Origin of the sequence: Kitasatospora sp. NPDC088779 (genome assembly GCF_040685395.1) — a bacterium.
GTDB lineage: Bacteria > Actinomycetota > Actinomycetes > Streptomycetales > Streptomycetaceae > Kitasatospora.
The window spans coordinates 1-21,882 of the sequence record NZ_JBFBHW010000070.1; the positions used below are offsets into that span (position 1 = coordinate 1).

19 protein-coding genes, 1 pseudogene and 1 riboswitch are annotated in these 21,882 nt (G+C 72.6%); of the genes and pseudogenes, 6 read left to right on the forward strand and 14 right to left on the reverse strand.

Annotated features, from left to right (window positions below; translation table 11 throughout):
- The 4 genes from AB0P03_RS37430 to AB0P03_RS37445 form a co-directional block, all read right to left on the reverse strand.
- A partial coding sequence (locus tag AB0P03_RS37430) for a universal stress protein (protein ID WP_363633161.1) occupies positions 1-236 on the reverse strand: 236 nt, incomplete at its 3' end.
- Positions 237-449: 213 nt separating this feature from the next.
- Entirely contained in the window at positions 450-1,757 is a 1,308-nt protein-coding gene (locus AB0P03_RS37435; protein WP_363633163.1) for a cytochrome P450, read from the reverse strand.
- 102 nt (positions 1,758-1,859) lie between these two features.
- Positions 1,860-6,179 carry an amino acid adenylation domain-containing protein gene (locus tag AB0P03_RS37440; RefSeq protein WP_363633164.1) on the reverse strand — a complete coding sequence of 1,440 codons (4,320 nt, stop codon included), beginning with the start codon at positions 6,177-6,179 and terminating at the stop codon, positions 1,860-1,862.
- Between the two features lie 44 nt (positions 6,180-6,223).
- A complete protein-coding gene (locus tag AB0P03_RS37445) occupies positions 6,224-6,667 on the reverse strand; it encodes a pyridoxamine 5'-phosphate oxidase family protein (RefSeq protein WP_363587946.1) in 444 nt (147 codons plus the stop codon).
- A 358-nt stretch (positions 6,668-7,025) separates the two neighbouring features.
- Between AB0P03_RS37445 and AB0P03_RS37450 the strand changes: the two genes are divergently transcribed.
- Positions 7,026-8,078 (forward strand): ATP-binding cassette domain-containing protein, encoded by a 1,053-nt coding sequence (locus AB0P03_RS37450; RefSeq protein WP_363633166.1) that lies wholly within the window; start codon positions 7,026-7,028, stop codon positions 8,076-8,078.
- Between the two features lie 47 nt (positions 8,079-8,125).
- Positions 8,126-8,267 (forward strand): annotated as a pseudogene (locus tag AB0P03_RS37455) (SDR family NAD(P)-dependent oxidoreductase); the annotation flags it as partial.
- A 200-nt stretch (positions 8,268-8,467) separates the two neighbouring features.
- Here AB0P03_RS37455 and AB0P03_RS37460 read toward each other — a convergent pair.
- The 5 genes from AB0P03_RS37460 to AB0P03_RS37480 form a co-directional block, all read right to left on the reverse strand.
- Positions 8,468-9,169 (reverse strand): hypothetical protein, encoded by a 702-nt coding sequence (locus tag AB0P03_RS37460; protein WP_363633208.1) that lies wholly within the window; start codon positions 9,167-9,169, stop codon positions 8,468-8,470.
- Complete coding sequence (locus tag AB0P03_RS37465) at positions 9,162-9,821, reverse strand: hypothetical protein (protein WP_363633168.1); 660 nt, start codon at positions 9,819-9,821, stop codon at positions 9,162-9,164. Before AB0P03_RS37465 ends, AB0P03_RS37460 begins: the two co-directional genes overlap by 8 nt.
- Positions 9,822-9,860: 39 nt before the next feature.
- Entirely contained in the window at positions 9,861-10,325 is a 465-nt protein-coding gene (locus tag AB0P03_RS37470) for a hypothetical protein (RefSeq protein WP_363633170.1), read from the reverse strand.
- Between the two features lie 324 nt (positions 10,326-10,649).
- On the reverse strand, positions 10,650-11,198 hold the full coding sequence (locus AB0P03_RS37475) for a hypothetical protein (protein ID WP_363633172.1): 549 nt from the start codon (positions 11,196-11,198) through the stop codon (positions 10,650-10,652).
- Between the two features lie 51 nt (positions 11,199-11,249).
- On the reverse strand, positions 11,250-12,425 hold the full coding sequence (locus tag AB0P03_RS37480) for a methyltransferase domain-containing protein (protein ID WP_363633174.1): 1,176 nt from the start codon (positions 12,423-12,425) through the stop codon (positions 11,250-11,252).
- Between the two features lie 531 nt (positions 12,426-12,956).
- Between AB0P03_RS37480 and AB0P03_RS37485 the strand changes: the two genes are divergently transcribed.
- The 3 genes from AB0P03_RS37485 to AB0P03_RS37495 all read left to right on the forward strand — a co-directional run bounded on the left by AB0P03_RS37485 (position 12,957) and on the right by AB0P03_RS37495 (position 14,900).
- Positions 12,957-13,586: a hypothetical protein gene (locus AB0P03_RS37485; RefSeq protein WP_363633176.1), complete on the forward strand. Its 630-nt coding sequence runs from the start codon at positions 12,957-12,959 to the stop codon at positions 13,584-13,586.
- A 204-nt stretch (positions 13,587-13,790) separates the two neighbouring features.
- Positions 13,791-13,958, forward strand: coding sequence for a hypothetical protein (locus tag AB0P03_RS37490; RefSeq protein ID WP_363633178.1), 168 nt, complete (start codon positions 13,791-13,793; stop codon positions 13,956-13,958).
- A gap of 216 nt (positions 13,959-14,174) precedes the next feature.
- On the forward strand, positions 14,175-14,900 hold the full coding sequence (locus AB0P03_RS37495; protein WP_363633180.1) for an alpha/beta hydrolase: 726 nt from the start codon (positions 14,175-14,177) through the stop codon (positions 14,898-14,900).
- 139 nt (positions 14,901-15,039) lie between these two features.
- Here AB0P03_RS37495 and AB0P03_RS37500 read toward each other — a convergent pair whose 3' ends face one another.
- From AB0P03_RS37500 to AB0P03_RS37520, 5 genes are read right to left on the reverse strand one after another with little or no spacing between them, the layout of a single operon-like run.
- Complete coding sequence (locus AB0P03_RS37500; protein ID WP_363633181.1) at positions 15,040-15,168, reverse strand: hypothetical protein; 129 nt, start codon at positions 15,166-15,168, stop codon at positions 15,040-15,042.
- A 29-nt stretch (positions 15,169-15,197) separates the two neighbouring features.
- Positions 15,198-15,941 (reverse strand): (2Fe-2S) ferredoxin domain-containing protein, encoded by a 744-nt coding sequence (locus AB0P03_RS37505; RefSeq protein WP_363633183.1) that lies wholly within the window; start codon positions 15,939-15,941, stop codon positions 15,198-15,200.
- Positions 15,938-16,711, reverse strand: a complete 774-nt coding sequence (locus AB0P03_RS37510) for an ABC transporter ATP-binding protein (RefSeq protein ID WP_363633184.1) — start codon at positions 16,709-16,711, stop codon at positions 15,938-15,940. Before AB0P03_RS37510 ends, AB0P03_RS37505 begins: the two co-directional genes overlap by 4 nt.
- Positions 16,712-16,752: 41 nt before the next feature.
- Positions 16,753-17,832, reverse strand: coding sequence for an iron chelate uptake ABC transporter family permease subunit (locus AB0P03_RS37515; protein ID WP_363620648.1), 1,080 nt, complete (start codon positions 17,830-17,832; stop codon positions 16,753-16,755).
- Entirely contained in the window at positions 17,829-18,677 is an 849-nt protein-coding gene (locus AB0P03_RS37520; protein WP_363633186.1) for an ABC transporter substrate-binding protein, read from the reverse strand. The genes AB0P03_RS37515 and AB0P03_RS37520 overlap by 4 nt, the downstream gene beginning before the upstream one ends.
- A 217-nt stretch (positions 18,678-18,894) precedes the next feature.
- A riboswitch (cobalamin riboswitch) is annotated at positions 18,895-19,100 on the reverse strand.
- Positions 19,101-19,649: 549 nt separating this feature from the next.
- Here AB0P03_RS37520 and tkt point away from each other — a divergent pair.
- Positions 19,650-21,878, forward strand: a complete 2,229-nt coding sequence (gene tkt / locus AB0P03_RS37525; RefSeq protein WP_363633188.1) for a transketolase — start codon at positions 19,650-19,652, stop codon at positions 21,876-21,878.
- The last annotated feature ends 4 nt before the right edge of the window (positions 21,879-21,882 follow it).

The window sequence follows — 21,882 nt, forward strand, 5'->3', positions numbered from 1 at the left end:
CGCAGCCGCTGTTCGGCCGCCTCCCGCACCGCCGCGAGCAGCGGCGGGCACGGCGACCGGCGATACCCGAACTCACCGCCGGGCGGCTCCCAGGCCAGCACCGGCACGAGTTCGGCGCCACGGCTGCGGGCTTCCGCCACGCCGCGGTGCAGGGCGGCGAGGCTGCCGAGCGATCCGCTGACCCCGACCACCACCCTGCCGCCGCCGCTGCCCTCGTGCCGTCCGTCGCCGTGCATGATCCGTCCTCGCGCCGTCGTTGCGTGCCTGGTCCGTCGCCCTCCACCCAACCGCCGTGCCCGCCGCGCCCCGCCCGCCCTTGACGCTTTCCTGACGCCCGGGGCCGCCTTCCCGACGCACTCCATACGCGCGCTCCCCGCGGAGCGGGCCGGCCCAGCAGGAGGGCCCTTCCTCCCGGCACACGGCGGTGAGCGCAACGTTCGGCGGTGTCCTCACGGCGGTGGGGGCCGGTGGCTTCGCGGTCGTTCCGGTGGATCGCCGACCCCTTGAGCGGCAGCGGTGGTGACGTGCCAGCTGACGGGGAGGGTGAGCGGTGACTTGCTCGGGGATTCGTCGTCCCAGGCGGGTTCCTGTCCTTCGGCGAGGCGCAGTCGCGGGAAGCGGTCGAGCAGGGCTTCCAGTCCCACGGCCATCTGGGCCCGGGCCAGGTGCGCGCCGATGCAGTTGTGTGCACCCCGGCCGAAGGCGAGGTGCGGGTTCTCCGCCCGGCACAGGTCGAGCCGGTCGGCGTCGGTGAACACCCGCTCGTCGCGGTTGGCCGAGGCGAGGACGGGCAGAACGGCGTCGCCCGCGCGGATCCTGCGGCCGTGCAACTCGATGTCCTCGACGGCCTGGAGGACCACGACGCCGTTCATGACCGGTACGTACCGCAGGAGTTCCTCCACCGCGCCGGGTATGAGGCCGCGGTCGTCGCGGAGCCGGGCGTACCGGTCGGGCGCGGCCAGCAGGGCCACCACGGCGTCGGCCAGGAACATGGTGCTCGTGCGGTAGCCGGCGACCAGCATCGAGAGCCCGAAGGTCACCACGCTCTCCCCGTCCAGGGTGCCGGGCCCGCACGCGTGGACCAGCCCGGTGAGGACGTCGTCGGCGGGCTCGCGCCGCTTGCGGTCGAGCAGTGACGCGATGTACTCGCGCAGTTCGGAGGTGACCTCGCGGCCCTCGTCCAGGGTGACCATCGCCCCGAGGGCGGCGTCCGCCCTGGGCAGGAAGTACTCGCGGTCCTCGTAGGGGATGCCCACCAGCTCGCACATGGCCAGCAGCGGGAAGGGCTCCAGGAAGCCGCCGACCAGGTCGCCGGGCTGCCCGGCGGCCGTGAAGTCGTCCAGCAGCCCATCGGCCGACCGGCGCAGTCGCGGCAGCCGGCGCCGGACGGAACGGACGCTGAACGGCTCGGCCAGAGCGCGGCGCAGGGCCTCGTGGCGGGGGCCGTTCAGTTCCATCATCGTGATCAGGCCCGGCTCGTCGTCGTCGGCGGCCCGGTCAGGTCGGGGCGGCCAGTCGTTGATGGTCGGCCGGATCAGCCGGGGGTCCGCGATCAGGTCCCGGACGTCCTCGTAGCGGGTGGCGTACCAGGCGGTGGCGCCGATCGGCAGCCGGACCTCCGTGAGCGGGCACTCCCGGCGCAGCCACCCGTACTGCGTGGGCGGGCCCATGGTGCCCGGCGGCGGGAGGGGCAGGTCGATGGCGGGCAGGTTGATGGCGGGCGGGTCGGCGGCGGGTTGCGGCGGTGAGCTGCTCACTGGCGGTGCTCCCTGGTCGCGTACGAGGTGGTCGCGTACGAGGTGGTCGCGTGGGAGGTGGTCGCGTGCGAGGTGATCGCGTGCGAGGTGGCCGGTCGGGTCTCACCAGCTGACCGGTAGGGTCAGCGGTGACTTGGTCACGGATTCGTCGTCCCAGGCGGGTTCCTGTCCTTCGGCGAGGCGCAGCCGCGGGAAGTGGTCGAGCAACGCCTCGACTCCCGCGGACAGTTCGGCGCGGGCCAGGTGGGCGCCGAGGCAGTTGTGGGCTCCTCGTCCGAAGGCGAGGTGGCCCCCGCGGCCTGTGGTCGTGCCGGCCCGGTCCAGGTCGAGCCGGTCGGCGTCGGCGAACACCCGCTCGTCGCGGTTGGCGGAGGCCGGTACGGGGATGACGGCGTCGCCCTCGCGGATCGTCCGCCCGTGCAGTTCGATGTCCTCGGTCGCCAGGAGGATCACGGTGCCGTTCATCACCGGCATGTAGCGCAGGAACTCCTCCACCGCGCCGGGCATCAGCTCCCGGTCGTCGCGCAGGCGGGCCCACAGGCCCGGCCGGTCGAGCAGGGTGTGCACGGTGTCGGCCAGGAAGAAGCTGCTGATGCCGAAGCCGACGGTGAGCATGGACAGCCCGAAGGCCATCACGTCGTCGTGGGTCAGCTCGCCGTCGTCGCACCGGCGGACCAGCCGGGTCAGGACGTCGTCGCCGGGCCGGTCCCGCTTCCGGGCGATCAGTGCGGCGACGTACTCGCGCAGCAGGCCGGTGACCCGGCGCCCCTCCTGCGAGGTCACCATGCCGCCGAGGGCCGCGTCCAGCACCGGGAGGAACCGGTCCCGGTCCTCGAAGGGGATGCCGACCAGGTCGCAGAGCACGAGCAGGGGGAAGGGGTCGGTGAAGCCGGCGACCAGGTCGCCGGGCGGGCCGTCGTCCTCGAACGCCCGCAGCAGTCGCCCGGCCAGCCCGCGGATGCGCGGCAGGTGGTCGCGCACGGCCCGGGAGCTGAACGGCTCGGCCAGCGCCCGGCGCAGGGCCGCGTGCCGGGGGCCGTCGAGCTCGGCGATCGTGACCAGGCGCGGCCCGTCGTCCGCGGGTTGCCCGGGACGCGGCGGCCAGTCGTTGATGGTCGGCCTGATCAGCCGGGGGTCCGCGAAGAGCATCCGGACGTCCTCGTGCCGGGTGGCGTACCAGGCGGTCGCGTCCATCGGCAGCCTGACCCTGGCCAGGGGGCAGTTCTCGCGCAGCCGCGCGGACTCCTCGGGCGGCCCCATGGTGCCCGGCGGCGGGAGCGGGAAGTCCAGGACGTCCGGCTCGGCGCCGGGCCCCCGCGCACCGGGCGGCCGTGCGCTCATGAGTGCGCCCCTTCCGGGTGGCGGGGGCAGGTAACCGGTGGTGTAGAAGTACTCCAGGTAGCGGTCCAGCAGCTCCGCGTCGACGGGAGGGCAGTGCAGGCCCGAGGTGGCCAGGTCGTGCTCGACGTTGGCCCGCCCGACGGTCGGGAAGGTGCCCTCGAAGTACATCTCCTTGACGGACATGTCGGCCTGCTTGCAGCGGTCCACGCACAGCGAGACGAACGGGGCCGTGGGGCTCGTGGGGTGCTGCGCGACGTGGCGGACGAGCTCGCCCACCCACTCCTCGTAGGGGAGCCGGGAGATCCGGTGGCCGGCCCTGTCCATCCGGTCGAGCATGTCGCACAGGCTCGCGGCGCGGGGGTTGGTCATGTGGTAGGTCCGGCGCGTGGCGCGGTGGGTGGTGGCGATGTGCACCAGGGCGTCGGAGAGGAAGTCCACCGGGACGAAGTCCAGCGGCAGCCGGATGTCGGGGGCGAGCCCGGTCTCGCTGATGGTCTTGAACAGCGAGCAGATCGCGGTGTCGGTGTTGCACGCGCCGGTGTGCCGGTCGCCGGTGATCTCGTACGGACGGTAGACCGCCACCGGCAGGCCCTGGTCCTGGTCCGCGGCGTCGCGCAGCACCTCCTCGGCGACCCACTTGCTCTCGGCGTAGCCCATGGTGAGCCCGTCGGCGTGGTCGAGCGGCAGGTCCTCGTCGACGTGCCGTACGCCGGCGGTTCCGAAGCCGGCGAGCACCGCGATGGTGGAGAGGAAGTGCACCGGCACCCGGCGCCCGGCCGCCAGTCGGATGAGCTCCCTGGTGCCTTCCACGTTGGTGCGGCGCAGCGCGTCGTACGGATAGATGAAGTTGACCTGCGCGGCCGAGTGGATCACCAGGTCGACGGTGTCGGCGAGTTCGTCGGCGCGGCCCGGCTCCAGTCCGAGGCCGGGCTCGGCGAGGTCGGCGGGGAGGCACACGACGCGGTCGGCGGCTTCGGGGGTGGCGAGGCCGAAGCGGGCGAGGTTGCGCATCACCTTCTGCCGGGCGTGGGCGGGGGCCCGGCTTCGCACCGGGCAGCACACCCGGGCGTCGGTGCGGCGCAGTAGCGCGTCCAGAAGGAAGGCGCCGACGAAGCCGGAGGCGCCGGTGAGCAGCACCTCCGCGGGGTGGTGCCAGTCCGGCTCCGGCCCGCGCGGTTGCGGGAGGGTGAAGCCCAGCCGTGCCTCGGCGCGGAAGTCCACCGGGCCCGCGTCGGCGTTCACCCTGCCGGGCGGGCCCTGGACGGCGGCGACGGCGGCGGTGAAGTCCTCCAGTGTCGGGGAGCGCAGCAGGCTGTGGACGAGGGTGCGGCCGTGCCGGGCGTCGAGGCCGAAGGCGGCCAGCGTACGGGTGACGGCCTCGGCTGCCAGCAGGGAGTCGCCGCCGATGTCGAAGAAGCTGTCGCCCGGCGCCGGGTGCACACCCAGCACCACCTGCCAGATCCGGGCCACCGTGTCCTGCGGGCCGGACGCGGTGCCGTTCACCGTCGCCGGGACGGCCGCCTGCCCGGTCGCCGCCAGGCTGCGCAGCCGGGCGCGGTCGACCTTGCCCCCGGCCGTCACCGGGAAGCGCGCGAGTTCCACAAGCCGCGCGGGCACCGCGGGTGCGGGCAGCCAGGCGGCGAGACCGCTGCGGATGCGGTCCAGGGTCAGTGCCTGGCCGGGGCGGGCCGGGGTCACGTACCCGATCAGGGCGTCGCCCTCCCGTTCGACGACGGCCTCGCCCACCGCGTCGTCCGCGCGCAGCCGCGCCTCCACCTCGTCCGGCTCGATGCGGTGCCCGCGCAGTTTGATCTGCCGGTCCACCCGGGCCCGGTACTCCAGTACGCCGTCCGGGCGCCGGACCACGCGGTCACCGGTGCGGTAGAGGCGCGTACCGGGCTCGACGAGGTCGTCGACGAAGCGCTCGGCGGTCAGCCCGGGGTCGCCGAGGTACCCCAGGGCGAGCCCGTCCCCGCCGACGAGGAGCTCGCCTTCCTCGCCGGCGTCGGCGAGCGTGCCGTCCGGGCACAGCACGTGGCAGGTGGAGTTCTCCAGGGGGAGGCCGATCGGCACGGCCGTCGCCTCGGGAGGCAGGTCGTGCAGCGCGTGTGCGGTGGACACCACGCTGTTCTCGGTCGGGCCGTAGAAGTTGACCACGGTGGTGTCCGGGCAGGCGGCCAGTATCGCGCGGGCCAGTTCCGCGTCCATCGCCTCGCCTCCGGCCGAGGCGAACCGCAGGGACCGCAGCGCCGAGGGCCTGGTGCGCGCGATGTGGTGGAACACCCCGGTGGTCAGGTAGGCGATGCTGACCCGCTCGGAGAGCAGCAGCGATTCCAGGGCGGTCGGCGACAGCAGTTCCTCCTGGTCGGCGATCACGATGCAGGCGCCGGCGAGCAGCGCGGGCCAGATCTCGATCGTGGAGGCGTCCGAGGAGAGGTCGTAGGCGTGCAGAACCCGCTCACCGGGCCGCGGCCGCTGCCGGACCAGGTCGGAGGCGGCCAGCCGGACGATTCCGCGGTGCGGGATCGCCACGGGTTTGGGGCGGCCGGTCGAGCCGGAGGTGAACATCACGTAGGCGCAGTCCGCGGGGAGCACCCGGGCCTGCGGCACCGCGGCCGGGGCGGCCGGGGTGGTCGGGGCCAGGCCACCCAGGTCGATGCGGGAACGCACGCGCCGGATACGGCGGGAGCTGCCGGGCAGCGTGACGACGGTGTGCACCCCCGCGTCCTCGGCCATCGCCTGCAGACGCGCGGGTGGTGAGGCGTCGTCGAGCGGGACGTAGGCCGCACCGGTCTTGAGGATGCCCAGGAACGCGACCAGCGCCTCCGGAGAGCGGGCCCCGCACACCCCGACCGTGTCGCCGTACCGCACGCCGGAGTCGTGCAGCCGGGCCGCCACCGCGTCGGAGCGGAGCTTGAGTTCGCCGTAACTGATGCCGCGGCCGTGCTGTACGGAGGCGATGGCCCGCGGGCGGTGCACCGCCCGGGCGTCGAACAGCTCGTGGAGGCAGCGATCGCGTGGATACGGCACCGCCGCGGCGTGCTCGGCCGTCTCCTGATGCGTCGTTGTTCGGGTGTTCATCGGGACGTCACGCTCTCTGCCGCACACGGACCGCGCGCGGGTGGCTACGGTTCGAACTCCTTGGCGAAGGCGGCGAAGTCGGCGGTCCGCCATCTCTCGGGCCTCATGCGGATGAGGACGTCGTCGGCCAGCTGCCGCCGGTTGGCGTCCAGGTACGCCGCCGCCGTGTCCGCGTCCAGATACCGGCAGGCCAGCTCCTCGCGTGCGGCTGGCGGCAGCGGGTCCTCGACGGCCACCACCGGCCCCTCCACGCTGACGTAGCGGTAGGGCGCCGACTCGACCTGCGCGCAGAGGCTGAACCGGCCCGCGCTGCGGATGAGCCGAGCCTTCAGCGTCGTCCGCCCGGTCTGGATCGTCACCAGCCCGCCGGGCCGGTAGGAGTACCAGAGCGGGACGAGCAGCGGTCCGCCGCCGTCGCGCGCGTCGTCCACCCCCAGGATTCCCACGTGCGGGCTTGCGAGGAACGCCTCCCGGGCTTCGACCGACATCCTGAGATCCACTGGTACCGCCTCGATTCGGCAGGAGCCGCATCCGGTATCGATTCGCGCAAGGGAGCGTGAGCCGGCGGGGCCTCGGGGCGGCCGGCGTGTGACCGCCGCAGGTCCGTGCGGGTCCTCGGTCCTTCTCGTCCGGTGCACACGGCCTTCGGGAACCCGGTGGGGCGGCCAGGGCCGGGCCGGGCTCTCCCTTCCACGTTTCCACCACACCCGGGTGGCTCGCATCCCGGCGGCCGCGCACGCGGTGCCTCCGCTCCCCCGCCGAAGAGCACGGCGGGCGCTGCGGGGGGATCCTGCCAGTGCCGGCCGTCAGGTGGTTCCCGGCTGGTTCCAGGAGAAGGAGGGGCACATGAGGGCGGCCATCCGGGCCGAGGGCCTGGTGAAGGACTTCGGCGACGTACGGGCCCTGGACGGGGTCGACCTGGACGTGCCGGAGGGGACGGTGCTGGGCCTGCTCGGCCCCAACGGCGCCGGCAAGAGCACCACGGTACGGGTGCTCACCACCCTGGTGCGGCCCGACGCGGGCAGCGCCCACGTGGCGGGGGTGGACGTGCTCAAGCACCCCGGCCGGGTCCGCAGCCTGCTGGGCCTCTGCGGCCAGTACGCGGCGGTCGACGAGTACCTCACCGGCCGGGAGAACCTCCAGATGGTCGGCGAGCTCTACCAGATGCGGAGCAGGGACGCCAAGGCGCGCGCCCGGGAGCTGCTGGAGTGGTTCGACCTCGACGAGGCGGCCGACCGGCCGGCCAGGACCTACTCCGGTGGCATGCGCCGCCGGCTCGACCTGGCGGCCGCGCTGGTGGTGCGGCCCCCGGTGATGTTCCTCGACGAGCCCACCACCGGTCTGGACCCGCGCAACCGGCTGGCGCTGTGGGAGGTCATTGAGATGCTGGCGGCGGAGGGCACCACCCTGCTGCTCACCACCCAGTACCTGGAGGAGGCCGACCGGCTGGCGCACGACATCGTCGTGGTCGACCACGGCCGGGTGATCGCACGCGGATCCGCCGACGACCTCAAGACCAGGACCGGCGGCGAGCGGGTGGAGGTGGTGGTCCACGACCGCGAGCAGATCGGTGCGGCCGTCGCGGCGCTCACCCCGTACGGTGGGGGCCCGCTCAGCGTGGAGCAGCACACCCGGCGAATCCTCGTGCCGGTGGACGGGGGCGCCCGGGTGCTCGCCGACGTCATCCGCGAGCTGGACGGGCTGGGCGTCCTCATCGACGACATCGGCCTGCGCAGGCCCACCCTCGACGACGTCTTTCTCTTCCTCACCGGCCACGCGGCCGAGGAGAACGAGCTGGGAAAGCCGCCTCGGACGGCTTCCGGGGCCGGGCGGCGCCGGTGGGCACGGAACGCCCGTGGGAACTCCCGGCGGGGGCTTCGGCGCTCCCACCGGAAGTAGTAACTCCAGTGATGGTCGAAGCAGTGATGGTCAAGGGAGTGGAAACCATGGGACAGCTGGATGGGAAGGTCGCCGTGGTGACCGGGGGCTCGGCCGGGATCGGTCTCGCCGTCGTCCGTCGGTTCGCCGCCGAAGGTGCCACCGTCTACTCTCGCCGGCCGGCGCAAGGCCGAGCTGGACGAGGCCGTGGAAGCCGAGAGACAGGCTGCGGCCGCCGAACTCGCGGACGACTACGAACGTAAAGCCGTGGCCGCAGAGCTGGCTGCGCCGGTCCGCGCCGGTCCGCGCCGGGGGAGGAGGGGGAGGAGGGGGAGGAGCCTGCGGTGGTCCCACTTCACCGCCTGGATCCGCGGCCTGCTGGCCGGGAAGCGATCAGCCGGCGCCGACGATCAGCCGCCCGAGGCGCGGCGGAGGCGGATCAACGCCGTCCCGGCCGGTCCGGAGAACGCCGGAAGGCCGGACGGCTCGACGATCGTCGTGTGCCCGCGCAGCGGGCGGAAGCCTGCGGCGCTCAGCACGGCGAGGGTCCGCTGGTATCCCTGGGCGCCGTTCAGGAATTTCGGCGCGGTGGCCACCACGCAGGGCCCGCTGCCGGCGCGTGCCACGAGCTCGCCCAGCAGCAGCACGCCGAGACCGGGATCGTCCCAGCCGTCGTCGAACGTGAACTCGTTGACGATGAGGAGGTTTCCGAGGTCGCCGTACGGCCCTTGTCCGAGCATCTTGCGCAGCACCGTGGTGAACTCGGACCGGTCGTTCTGGTTTGTGAGCGCATCCCGGTGAACCGCGCTGATCACCTCCGACCCGCGCGGGATTGTGTTCTCCAGGTCGGCCAGGAGCGCCGTGCTCACCGACCCGCTGTCCATGGGGATCTGGCAGAGACCCAATAGGGCGACTTGGCTGAGACCGTCGTTCGGGGGACGCCGGATCTCGGCGGCATCCCGTTCCTGCGGGTAGCGGGCGAGCAATCGGTAGGTCTGCGAGCGTTCACCGGCTGCCAGGACCGGGCCGATCTCGCAGGTTATGGTGAGGTGCAGCCGATCAGGGTCACCAGGAAGCCCGGTGGACAGCGGAACTGTCGGGGTGTCAGTCACGATGCGCCTTTCTGCGGACCCGTACGCGAACCGGGCGATCCGCAGGCTGACAGAGGTGCGCCACGGGTGCCCGACCATTGGCAGTATCAGCCGAAGTCCACGGAATATGCCAGGGTGCCGACGAACGGCTCCCGGCCGCATGGGCCGGCCGCCCGGCCGGGGGCGGGGTCTGTCGGTAGCTCAAACCCGGGACGTAGGTCCTCCAGCCCGAGGCGGAGAGACCCCCGCCCGCCCGTGTGCACGCCAGCGTACGGGCGTGGTTACGCAGTTCGTCGAGTGCGCCGAGGTCGTTGACGTTGACGATCTTGTCCTCGGCGCCGGGCGGGAGAGTCTTCCCGTCCGGGGTGACGGCGACCGCGGTGATTGCGCCGGTCCGGGTGCTGGTACCGCCGAGGTTGTAGGGCTGGACCGGGTTGGTCACCTCCCAGACGATCACCGTGCGGTCGGCGCTCCCGGATACGAGGGTGTGGTCGTCCGGGCTGAAGGCCAGCGCTCGCACCCCACTGTTGTGACCGGTCAGGGGCTGGCCGAGGCGGTGTGTTTCGGCCGGTCTGCTGGTGTCCCAGAGCATGACGGTGGCATCCAGGCTGCCGGTCGCGATGGTTCGTCCGTCGGGGCTGAACGCCAGCACCGACCTGTGGTGGATGGCCACCCAGGGCAGCGGGCCGGCGGCGGGGCGCGCCTTGCCCGGCTACGTGCCGTCGGTGAGGGTCACGCGGTTAGCAAGGCCGTGCAGGTAGGCAAGGGAGAGTCCCGGGGCGGTCTCCTCGGCGAGCCGTGCGTACCCCGGGTTGTCCATGTCGTTGAACGCGGTGCGGGTGCCGTGGGCCAGGCCCGCCCGGGAGAGCGGGAGCTCCCTGCCGACCCGCGCGACGAGCTCCCGCTGCACGGCGTCGAGGCCGTCGGCGGTGTCGGTCGGTCGGGTTCGGGAGGTGGCGTGCAGGCTGGTCGGATAGATGCCCCGGTGGCTCACGTAGTCCCCGAGCGCCGCGTCCGCGTTCCGGTCCGCGATCCGGGGGAAGGCCGCCGCCAGGAAGACGGTGACGAGCACGAGGGCCGCCGTGAACAGGGCCGCCAGCGGGCTCGCGCGCAGCCTGGCGCGGACCCAGCGCGCGGGGCGGAGGGCGGGCCCCGGGATGCCGGCTTCGGTGGTCACATCTCCTCCACGTGATGCGGCCGGGCGACCGCCTTTCTACCTCCTACGGTGGAGTCCACCGGACACGTTCATCGATCCGGTCCGTGCGCGGATCAGCCGCGGACGGACAAGGCTGAGGGGCACGTCGGCGTTCGGATCACCGCCGACCGATCACCGGATGACCGACGATGCTGTCAGATTTGACCGGGAGGCGGAAGGGATCTTCGCGAATCAATTCCATCCCCGCCAGGATCCGTTGGACTTCTCTCCGCTACCTACAGGTCGAGCGGACAGCCCTTGACGCTGACACCAGCCGACACGCCGTCGGACGGCCAGCCACCCGGATCAGGGGAGAAGCGGCCGGACGGCCAGCCATTCCTGAAGCTCGTCGCGACTGCGACCAGGGCGTAGGTGTCCGATGATCAGGTCGAGGTGGCCGGTCAGATTCTTCAGACGGCGTAGCTCACCGATCTGCTCGGCAGGCAGGGCCCGCCACCGGGCGCCCAGAGCGCCGGCCTCCGCAGGACTCAGGGCGAGCTCGGCGAGGGTGTCGGCGGCGAGAACGTCAGGGTCCCAGTCGGGGTCCTGGGCGTCGGGACCGAGGTGGTCGATGATCCACGCCCGGAGCATGAAGTCGTTCTGGGCCATGCGTGCCTGTCCCCAGGAGCCGTCGCCGTGCAGGCGCGCGTTGACCCGCAGCGACAGCTTCGCCCATTGCCTGCGCTCCGCCGGTCCGGCACCATCCTCGGAGCGGTACGCGTGCAGGGCGCTGATCTCCCGGACGCCCTCCAGCTCGCCACGATGCCGACCAGGACGCTCGGCGAACGCGGTGAGCTGGTCGAGCGTCAACACGCTGAGGTCTTCGGCCGGTTCACTTGTCGAGGCGGTGTCCATGGACACCAGCCTGTACCACTGAACGACTGACCGCTCGGCCGGCCTCCCCGGTCAGCGTCCGACCGGGACGACCGGGGAGACCTGCGCGACAGGCCAGCGGGGGCCGCCCGGGCCGCCCTGCCACGCCCACTGTTCCTCGGGGGTGACGGTGATCCCGTAGTCGTACAGGTCCGGCGACCCGAGCGCCTCCCACTGGGACCAGGCGGTCATCACCTCGTCGCCGATCCGCCGCGGCCCGCCCTGGAACAGCACCGCGCCCCCACCACCGTCCGTGGACAGCGCCGCCCACGAGCGGTCGCCGTCGTGGAACCAGACGTTGACACCGTCCTCGTCCCGTCCCGTCAGAACGACGGCGTCCGGGACGGCGACGCGCACCGCGAAGCGCAGGTGCCAGTCGTCGGCCAGCGGCGCCGGATCGCGTTCCACCACCCGCCGCACCTCGGGCTCGCCACCACCGCGCACCGCCGTGTACGTGGCGTGGTCACCGCGCGTCGGAGCCGGCCCGCACCGGTCGGCCATGAACTGCGCCAGGCCCTGCACCCAGCCCGTCGCGCTGCGTCCGTCGTCGGCAACGGTGAGGGCGACGTGGCCGAGCCTGCCCCAGGGGTAGACGATCCGGCCGCCCGGCTTCGTCGCCTCCACCCAGTCCCACGGGACGGCCTCGACGGCGTAGGTGGCGTGGAGCCGGTCGACCCTGGCGCCGCCGAGCGGCCCCGCGTGGGTGGCGTCGCCGGCCAGCACCTCGGCGCCGACCCCCGCGGCCGCCAGGCGCTCGCGGGCGAACGCCGCCAGCTGCTCGTCGACCTCGGTCGACACCACCCGGCCGGGTCCGGCCTGCCAGGCCGCCAGAGCACAGGTCCAGCCCTGCCCGCCGCCGACGTCCCACACCGTGTGCCCGGGCTCCAGCATGAGGCTGTCCAGCATGTCCGCCACCACGCCGGGCGCGGACAGGCTGGAGGACGGCAGACCGTCGGTGACCTGGGTGATCGCCGCGGCGTTGACGTCGCCGTACAGCTCGTCGGCCCACCCGCCCGGATCAGTGGCGCGGTCCATCGCCACGTAGGCGCGATCGTCCCAGCGCCACAGCCGATCCGGTGCGAACAGGTCGCGCGGCAGCGCGGCCATGGCCTCCCGCAACCACGGCGAGTCCTGGGGCCACGCCCCGCCTTGCTCCATCGCCGCGTCCATGCGCACCCGACGCTCCACCAGATCGGCGTCGGGGCTCACGACTTCTTGTGCTTCCCGCCCGGCGGCGGCGCGGGAGGCACCTGCCCGTCCTGGTTGCCCGGCGGCGGGCTCCCCTTCTCAAGCGGCGCCGGCGGCTTCTGGTGATCGCCCATGCTGCTCCCCCTTCCTTCCGCGTACACGCTGTGACTGGCCGACCATCCTGGCGCAGCCCGGCGCCGGCCGGTAGACGGCGTGCGGTCGCACTTCGAGGGCGTGCGGGTCTCGGGCGCGCGCATCCCGGGAGCGCGGCCAGGTACGGGCAGAACCGGAGCCCGCCGTGCCGCAGACAGCTCCCGCCGGGCGCCTCGCCGCACCGGAAGTACGGCGACGGAGCCCGCCGGGTTGCGGCAAGTCGTCAGCGGCAGTGGGCCGCACCTGTCATCGCTCTCATGCTGCTGGCGGAACAGGCCCGCGAGGAACGGTGGCCTCGCTGGGCAGCGGGACTGGTGCCCGGTGTGCGGCGGCATCCTCCAGTCCGGGTTCGGGACCGGCTCTCGCTCAGATCGCCGGCCGCGTGGGATGCTGCCTGGCATGATCGACTCTCCTGCTACCGAAGCGCCGGGTGGGGCCTGGTCGTTCGCGGCGGCGCGTGAGCCGGCCGAGTTCCCCGCCGCCGGGGTCCACGGTGTGCCCGGTGTCTGGCACGCCGGGGACAGGGGGCGGACCCTGTGCGGGATTCGTGGCCGGTACCTGTCGTTCTTCCTGCACCACTTCCAGCCGCAGGACCTGGCCTCGTGCCGGAAGTGCCGGGCGCTGGCCGAGGCGGCGCCGACGCGGCCGTGCGGGCAGGAACGCCTGCACGACCTGCTCCTCCAGGAAGCCGACGACGGGCCGCTGCGGACGGACCTGCTGGCCGCGCTGCGCCGGGGCGCGCGGATCGCATACTGGGGCACCGGCCCGGCACGCGACCTCACTCGGTCCTACGCGCGGCTCGACCGGATGACGGAGGAGGCCGGCCCGGCCGCCGAGGCACTCGCGGCGGCCGGCACCTCCCTCACGCTGGCCCGCGTCGAGGACACCGACCAGCAGTACCTCGTCGTCCTGCCGTACGACGGCCGCGCCCGCATCGCCCGCGGTCCGGCGACCGTCCCTCCTACCGCTTCGCCCAGCCCTCCTCCGACGCCACCAGCAGCGCCGGGCGACGGGCGGGACGGCCCCTGAGGCCTGTCCCGGCCCCGGTCAGCGTGAACCCGTTTCAGGGTCGCGTTGGCGGCCACTGCGACACAATCTCAGGATGATCGGCAACCGGATCATCCGTCGCACCGATCGAACCAGCATGCGATTGCCTTCTTCAGCGACTCCACTCCGACAGCCCTCCACCCAGCCGACGTCGCCCAGGTGTCGACGCGGCTCGGGGAGATCGACATGCAAGCGATCCTCCGTTCGGTCGTGGACAGTGGTGCGGGCTCCACATTCGGCCACGGGTTCATCGGCGATCCGACGGAGTACCTGCTGGCCCACTTCGGCGCGCTACGCGGGTTCTACGAGGAAGCGGCCCGGAGGCGCCTCCTTGTCGTGCTGTGGTGGGACTGACTCACCTTCTCGTAGAACCGCGGTGGCCAGAGCAGTGCCGTCGGCCGTACCGAGCGCAGCACGTCCCGGTAGTCCTCGATGGGGCAGTACGTGACCACCGGCCGGGTGAGCAACGGCGCCGAGAAGTGTCCTGTTGCCTGTACCTCGTCGGGTGCAGCAGCATGTCTTTCGTGCTCGGACTGTACCGGGGCGCGAAAGGGGAAAGGGCTCTCACTCATGTCCACATTCCTTCTGATACACGGTAGTTGGCACAGCGGGCGCTGCTGGGAGCGGGTGGTGCCGCTGCTGGAGGCGTACGGGCACCGGGTGTTCGCGCCGTCCCTGACCGGCTGCGGGGACAAGGCGCACCTGCTCGGACCGGAGGTGGGACTCGACACGCACGTCGACGACGTGGTCGGGCTGGTCGCCGAGCAGAACCTCGACGACGTCGTCCTCGTCGGCCACAGCTACGCGGGGCTGGTGATCTCCTCCGTGGCCAACCGGATCCCGGAGCGCATCGCACACCTCGTCTACCTCGACGCGCTGGTCCCGCAGGACGGCGAGTCCGCGGTCGACGTCCAACCCGTGGGGCGGCGGATGATCGAGCTCGCCGAGAAGTCCGAGAGCGGCTGGCGCGTCCCCCCGATGCCCGAGCTGCCCGCGCCCCTCGGCCTGTTCGGCGTCACGGACCCGGCGGACGTGGCCTGGCTGCGTGAGACGCTCACGGACCAGACGGTGCGCTGCCTTCGGCAATCCGTGCGACTGGACAACCCGGCTGCGGACGCGATCCCGCGCACGCACATCCACAACGTCGGCCCCACGCCGCCGGGCATCACCCGCCGCCCCGTCCCCCCGATCCAGCCCAACGGCTCCGCCGCGCAGGTCTGGGAGCTGCCGACCGGCCACGACTGCATGATCACCATGCCGAGGGAACTGAGTGAACTGCTCCTCAAGCTCGCCTGAGTAGTACATCGTTGACCTGAGGTGATCTCGGTCTGCGGGTCGGGCATCGGGTCGGCGTGGATCCGGGGGAGATCGGGCAACTCCGTGGTGAGCCGGCCGCGCGGGTGGGGCTTCGTCGCAGGTCAAGCTCGCTGTGGGTCTACTGCTGGTCGTCCTTGAGGGCTTCGGTCATCTGCTCGTCGATGGCCCTGATCTGGTTGCGGTAGGGGTGGAGGGTGGCTTCGATGCCGCCGCTTGGTGCTGTCGGCAGCGGGGCGGGGCGGGGCACGGGCTCAAGCTTGAGCCTCGTGGTCGCGATCAGCCGTCGTGGTGGTCCGCCTGCTCCTTCCTGTGACGTGGGAGTCGGTGGGACTCGACCGGTCGTCCGCCGGCGAGGTGCTCGGTGACGATGCGGCCGGCGACAGCCGGGTCGATCTTCCCGTACCAGATGTCGTCCGGCTGCACGCTGGCGACGGGGGCCTGGTTGCAGGGGAACTGGCACCCCGTCTGGGTGACGAGCACGTCGTCGTCGCCGAGGCCGTGCTCGGTCAGTTTCTGTACCAGGGCGCGTAGTCCCTCCTCCGCGCCCTTGGCCGCGCAACGCGGGCCGCGGCACACCATGACCTGGTGCCGGTGGCCGGGGACTTCCTCCCAGGCCGCGGACGTGAGGCCGGGCTCCTGGCCGGTGATGGCCCTCGTCACCGCGGCCACCGCGGGGACCGCGTCCGGCGAGTCGGCGAGGCGGGTCGCGACGAGGAGTTCGGGACGGTGGCCCGCGCGCTCGCGCCACCAGTACGCCGCGATCCGCCGTAGCCAGGACTGGGCCGGGCCGGACGCCGCGAGGCGGACGCCGATCACGACCACGGTCTCGGCGCCCGCGTCGGCCAGCCTGGTCAGCTCGGCCGACAGGGAAGGGTCTGCCTGCTGCAGGAACGCGATCGAGGCCTGGTGCGACGCCGCTGTCCGGAGGAGTTCGTCACGGCGGACGGCTTCCCCCATCGACATGCCGACCAGGAGCGTGGCACTGCGGCGGGCGAGCGCGCCCGGGACGGGGCGGGTCATGGTGTTGTCCCTTCGGGGAGCAGTCCGTTCCACCGGATGTGCGGTCTGTCGTGCCGGGGGTGTCGTTCCACGGTGACGTCGACGCCGTAGACGTGCGCGATCGTCGGCGAGGTGAGCACGTCGGAGCTGGGCCCGTGGGCGACCAGTCGGCTGTCGAGCAGGACGGCGACCTCGTCGCAGTAGGCGGCGGCGAGTTCGAGGTCGTGCAGCGCGGCTACCGTGGTGATGCCCAGCCCGCGTACGGTGCCGAGGAAGCCGAGTTGGTGGCGTAGGTCGAGGTGGTTGGTGGGCTCGTCGAGCAGGAGCACGCCGGGCTCCTGCACCAGTGCCCGCGCGAGCTGGACCCGCTGCCGCTCGCCACCCGACAGCGTCGGCCAGGACCGGTCGAGCAGGTGGCCGACGTCGGCTGCGGCCACGGCTGCGGCGAACACGGACCGCTCGTGGGCGTCGGTGGCGGAGTTCGCCGGCACGGGCCAGCGGCTGCGGTGCGGCGTGCGGCCGAGATCGATGACCTGACGGACCGGCAGCGACAGCCGGGTGTCCGCCTGCTGCTCCATGAAGGCCACCTGTCGTGCTCGTCGGCGGGCCGTGAGTGCGTGGAGATCCTCTCCGTCCAGGAGGACCCGACCCTCGCTCGGCCGGGTCAGTCCGGCGACCGCGCGCAGCAAGGTGGTCTTCCCGGCGCCGTTGGGTCCGAGCAGGCCCGTGATCCGGCCGGGGGCGAACGCGAGCGAGACCGCGTCCAGCAGCGTGGCTCCGCCGATGCTCACACGAAGTCCCTCCGTGCGCAGCTCGGCGGGGGGCGTCACCGTCACTGCCCCCTCCCGTCGGCCCGCCCCTGGCGCCACAGCAGCCAGGCGAAGAAGGGCGCTCCGAGCCCGGCCGTGATGACGCCGACGGGGATCTCCCGGTCGGGGAGGACCGAGCGCGCCACGATGTCGCTGCCCACCAGGAGGGAAGCGCCCACCAGTGCCGACACGGGCAGCAGGAGGGCGTGGCGCGGGCCGCAGACGAGACGGACGACATGCGGTACGACCAGGCCGAGGAACCCGATGACGCCGGTGTGGGCGACCAGGCACGCGGTTACCAGCGCGGCGGTGGCGACGAGGACCCAACGGGTGCGCTCGACGTGGACGCCGAGGGAGCGGGCGGCGGTCTCGCCGAACGCGAAGGCGTCCAGGTCGCGGGCCGAGGAGGCCAGGACCGTGACACCGGCCAGCGCGACCGCGGTCAGGAAGACGGCGGTGGGCCACCGCACGCCGGCGACCGAGCCCAGCGTCCACTCCATGACACCGCGCGCCGCGTTGCGGTCCCCGAGGACCAGCACGACGAACGAGGTGTAGGCCCCGCACATCTGTCCCACCGCGATGCCGGCGAGCACGGTCCGGGTGGTCGGTAGCGACCGGGTGCGCGCGCCGGCCAGTGCCAGGACGACGACGGCGGCTAGCAGGGCACCGGCGAAGGCCGCCGTGGACACCGCGCCGGTGCCCACGGCGCCGGACACGCCGACGCCGAGGACGATCACGGTGACCGCGCCGGCGGCGGCTCCGTCCGAGATCCCGAGCAGGAAGGGATCGGCCAGGTCGTTCCCGGTCAGCGTCTGCAACACCGCACCGCAGACCGCGAGGCCGGCGCCGGTGGCAGCCGCTCCCAGAACCCGGGGCAGCCGCAACTGCCAGACGATCTGGTCGTCCAGCAGCGTCACGTGCGGGTTGCCCAGCCCGAGACGGCGCACCACGACGTCGATCACCGTCCGGACCGGCTCGTGTTGCGAGCCCACGGCGAGGCCGAGGAGCACGGTGGCCAGGAGCAGGGCCGCACCGATGGCCAGGGCCGCCGTCGCGCGGCCCGGACCAGGGGGCCGCGCGACGGCGGGGTGGGGCGCGGTCATGAACCCGGGTGCAGTCGGCCCAGTCCCGCGGACACCCGGGCGGCACCGTCGGCGAGCAGCACGCCGGGAGTCGACTCCGAGAACGGCACCACCACGAAAGCCTTGCGCTGTACGGCGGTGAGCTTGCTCAGCACCGGGTCGTTCTCCAAGTAGTCGATCTTGGACTGGGCCGTGTCCCAGCCGGCGTCCGCGACCACGATGGCGTCCGGGTCCGCCGCGACGACCTTCTCCCAGCTCACGTTCTGCCAGCCACCGGACAGGTCCCCGAAGACGTTGCGGGCGCCCACGGCATCGAGAACGAGTTGAGGTCCGCCGTGGCCGGCCCCGACGAACGGCGCCTTGGTGTCCGAGTCGTACCACAGGACCTTCAAGCCCTTGCCCGCGGCCGTCGCCGTGAACTCGGCCAGCTGCTGCTCCTGTTGCTGCTGGATCGCGGCGGCCCGCTCCGTGACACCGAAGACCTTGGCGACGTCGTTCAGTTCGCCCCACACCGCCTGCCAGGTCGTCGGCGGCACCTGGCTCTTGTCCGAGCAGCCGAACGGGGACAGGTACGACGGGATGCCCTGGCCGCGCAGTTCCCCCCGGGTGCCCGCGACCTTGTCGGTGAACGCGCTGGAGTAGGAGGCGTACAGGAAGTCGGGACGGGCCGCGAGGAGCTTCTCCTTCGTCGGGTAGTCCTTGGAGAGCACCGGGACGGAGTCGTAGGCAGCCTTCCACTTCTCCGGGATGGAATCGTCGAGGTAGGCGGTACCGGCCATGCGGGACTGCAGGCCGAGGGCCAGGGCCACCTCGGTGGCACCCTCGTTGAGCGTCACCAGCCGGTCGGGCGGCGCGCCGACCGTCACGGTGGTCCCGCAATTGTCGACGCTGACCGGCGCGGCAGTTCCGGTCGTCCCGCCGGACGTGGTGGGCGCGGGGGCGCCCGTGCAAGCTCCGAGCATGCCGATGAACAGGAAGGCCGCGACCGCCCGGCCGACACGTATCGGACCTGTGGGACGTACGGAACATATGGAACGGAACGGATACGGCAGACCGCTGGGCACGTGTTCTCCAAAACCCTCGTGGAACATGTAGCGCCGTGGCCGGTCTCCTGGCTTCCGCATCAACGCGCCGCGGCCGACCTTCCCGGACGGCTCTTCCAACCCGCCCAGTGGCCCTGACCGCTGGAAAAGCCGGTCAGCGAGGGCCGCGGAACTCCGCGGCAACAGTGGCGAGGGCCGCACCGGACTCAGACCGGTTTCCCGTACACCACGGCGATGGCAAGGTATCAGGCGTGGTCAGGTCGGTGCTGGCCAGCCCGTGGGATGGTCGTCTGGACCGTTCCCGGGGTTGCGGGAGGGATCGGCCACGGGGCCCGGTCGGGGGTCTCAGGTGCGGGCGGCGGCGACGATCCAGTTCCTGAACTCGACGGCGTAGTGCCGCAGGTGGTGGTCCAGGACCTCGTCCGGGCACGTGACGGGGAAGTAGGGCGCCGCCACTCGGCCGGCGGGCGGAGACGCGGCTGGTCGTCGGCGTCGAGCGGATCGAGCACGCCGTCACCGACCCTGCTCGGCGGCGGAGGCACCGGGCCGTCGAAGGGGGCCCCGCGCACGCCCTCCCGCGGACCTGCGACGGGTGGTCAGGGGTGTGTTCCCCCACTTCGGGGGCAAGCGACGAGGCGGAGCGGCTCACCGAAAGGGTGTGTCGTGCCGGACAGAGCGCCACCCCTGGGGATAGTTCGTACATCACCAGCAATCACGCGGGCGACGGCCCGGCGGTCGTGCCCGCCCAGTGCCGGAGGAACGATGGACGACAAGCCGAGACGAAGGAGCAACGGCATGGCGAACGACCAGAACGACGCTACCGCGCGGCGCGACGAATCCCTCGCGGATCCGGTGGCAGGGCGGACAGGGTGGGACGAGGTCGACGCGCGGGCGGTGGACACCGTGCGGCTGCTGGCCGCCGACGCGGTGCAGAAGGTCGGCAACGGCCATCCGGGCACCGCGATGAGCCTGGCCCCACTGGCGTACCTGCTGTTCCAGAACGTCATGCGCCACGACCCCGGCGACGACCGGTGGCTGGGACGGGACCGCTTCGTGCTCTCCTGCGGCCACTCCAGCCTGACCCTCTACATCCAGCTCTACCTGGCCGGCTACGGCCTGGAACTCTCGGACCTGCAGGCCTACCGGACCTGGGGCTCCGCCACCCCCGGGCACCCCGAACACCGGCACACCCCCGGCGTGGAGATCACCACCGGCCCGCTGGGCCAGGGCCTGGCCAGCGCGGTGGGCATGGCGATGGCCGCCCGCCGCGAACGTGGTCTCCTCGACCCGGACGCCGAAGCGGGCACCAGCCCCTTCGACCATCACGTCTACGTGATCGCCTCCGACGGAGACATGATGGAGGGCGTCACCGGCGAGGCCGCCTCCCTGGCAGGGCACCAGGAACTCGGCGACCTCATCGTCTTCTACGACTCCAACCACATCTCCATCGAGGACGACACCGACATCTCCTTCAGCGAGGACGTCCCGGCCCGCTACGCCGCCTACGGCTGGCACGTGCAGACCGTGGACTGGACGCGCACCGGCCGCTACGTCGAAGACGTCGACGTGCTCCTGGCGGCCACCCGCGCCGCCCGGCAGGAGACCGGCCGCCCTTCGCTGATCATGCTGCGCACCGTGATCGGCTGGCCCGCCCCGACCAAGCAGGACAGCGGCAAGGCCCACGGATCCGCGCTGGGCGAGGACGAGGTCGCCGCCACCAAGCGGCTGCTGGGCTTCGACCCCGAAGAGCACTTCATCGTCGAGGAGGACGTCCTGGGCCGCACACGCGAGGCCGCCGACCGCGGCCGGCAGGTGCACGCCGAGTGGGACGAGAGGTTCGCGGCCTGGCGCACGGCGAACCCCGAGCGCGCCGTCCTGCTGGACCGACTGCGGGAGCAGCGGCTGCCCGACGGTTGGGCGGACGTCCTGCCGACCTTTCCCCCCGACGCCAAGGGCATGGCCACCCGCGCCGCCTCGGGCGAGGTCCTCACCGCACTGGCCCCGGTCCTGCCCGAGCTGTGGGGCGGCTCCGCCGACCTGGCCGGCAGCAACATCACCACCATGGTCGGCCAGCCGTCCTTCGTCCCCACCGACCGCCAGACAAAGGACTGGAAGGGCGGCCCCTACGGGCGCACCCTGCACTTCGGCATCCGTGAACACGCCATGGGCGCGATCCTCAACGGCATCGCCCTGCAGGGCCTGACCCGCCCCTACGGCGGCACGTTCCTGACCTTCTCCGACTACATGCGCCCCGCCGTCCGGCTGGCCGCCCTGATGCGACTTCCGGTCACGTACGTCTGGACCCACGACTCCATCGGCCTGGGCGAGGACGGCCCCACCCACCAGCCCGTCGAACACCTGGCCGCACTGCGTGCCATCCCCGGTCTGGACGTCGTGCGCCCAGCCGACGCCAACGAAACCACCGCGTGCTGGCGCACCGTCCTCGAACACCGCGACCGCCCGGCCGGACTGGTCCTCAGTCGCCAGAACCTGCCTGTCCTCGACCGCGACAGCGGCGAGTTCGCCCCCGCACGGGAAGCGGCTCGGGGCGGGTACGTCCTGGCCGAGGCTCCGGGCGGCGCGACGCCGGACGTCATCCTCATCGCGACGGGCTCCGAGGTGCACCTCGCCCTGGAGGCCCGCACCCTGCTGGCGGCCGGGGGACTCGCGGTGCGGGTGGTGTCGATGCCCTGCCGGGAGTGGTTCGCCGCCCAGCCCCAGGACTACCAGGACCAGGTCCTGCCCCTGGACGTACGGGCCCGGGTGAGCGTCGAGGCCGCCATCGGACAGGGCTGGCGGGAGATGGTGGGCGACGCCGGACGGATCGTCAGCCTGGAGCACTACGGCGCGTCCGCCGACTACCAGCGCCTGTACACCGAGTTCGGCATCACCCCCCAGGCGGTCGCCGCAGCCGCCCGCGACAGCATCCTCGACACCCGGCGGGCACCGCGTCCCGGCGGCCACCAGCAGACCTCCACCCCGACCACAGGTGGCACCGGGGACCTCAGCCGCTCCGACACTTGAACGG

Bases quoted from the DNA above. Each gene is read 5' to 3' on its own strand.
- AB0P03_RS37440 (WP_363633164.1), bottom strand. From the start codon at position 6,179: ATGAACACCCGAACAACGACGCATCAGGAGACGGCCGAGCACGCCGCG.
- AB0P03_RS37445 (WP_363587946.1), bottom strand. From the start codon at position 6,667: ATGTCGGTCGAAGCCCGGGAGGCGTTCCTCGCAAGCCCGCACGTGGGA.
- AB0P03_RS37450 (WP_363633166.1), top strand. From the start codon at position 7,026: ATGAGGGCGGCCATCCGGGCCGAGGGCCTGGTGAAGGACTTCGGCGAC.
- AB0P03_RS37475 (WP_363633172.1), bottom strand. From the start codon at position 11,198: ATGGACACCGCCTCGACAAGTGAACCGGCCGAAGACCTCAGCGTGTTG.
- AB0P03_RS37485 (WP_363633176.1), top strand. From the start codon at position 12,957: ATGATCGACTCTCCTGCTACCGAAGCGCCGGGTGGGGCCTGGTCGTTC.
- AB0P03_RS37490 (WP_363633178.1), top strand. From the start codon at position 13,791: ATGCAAGCGATCCTCCGTTCGGTCGTGGACAGTGGTGCGGGCTCCACA.
- AB0P03_RS37495 (WP_363633180.1), top strand. From the start codon at position 14,175: ATGTCCACATTCCTTCTGATACACGGTAGTTGGCACAGCGGGCGCTGC.
- AB0P03_RS37505 (WP_363633183.1), bottom strand. From the start codon at position 15,941: ATGACCCGCCCCGTCCCGGGCGCGCTCGCCCGCCGCAGTGCCACGCTC.
- AB0P03_RS37515 (WP_363620648.1), bottom strand. From the start codon at position 17,832: ATGACCGCGCCCCACCCCGCCGTCGCGCGGCCCCCTGGTCCGGGCCGC.
- tkt (WP_363633188.1), top strand. From the start codon at position 19,650: ATGGCGAACGACCAGAACGACGCTACCGCGCGGCGCGACGAATCCCTC.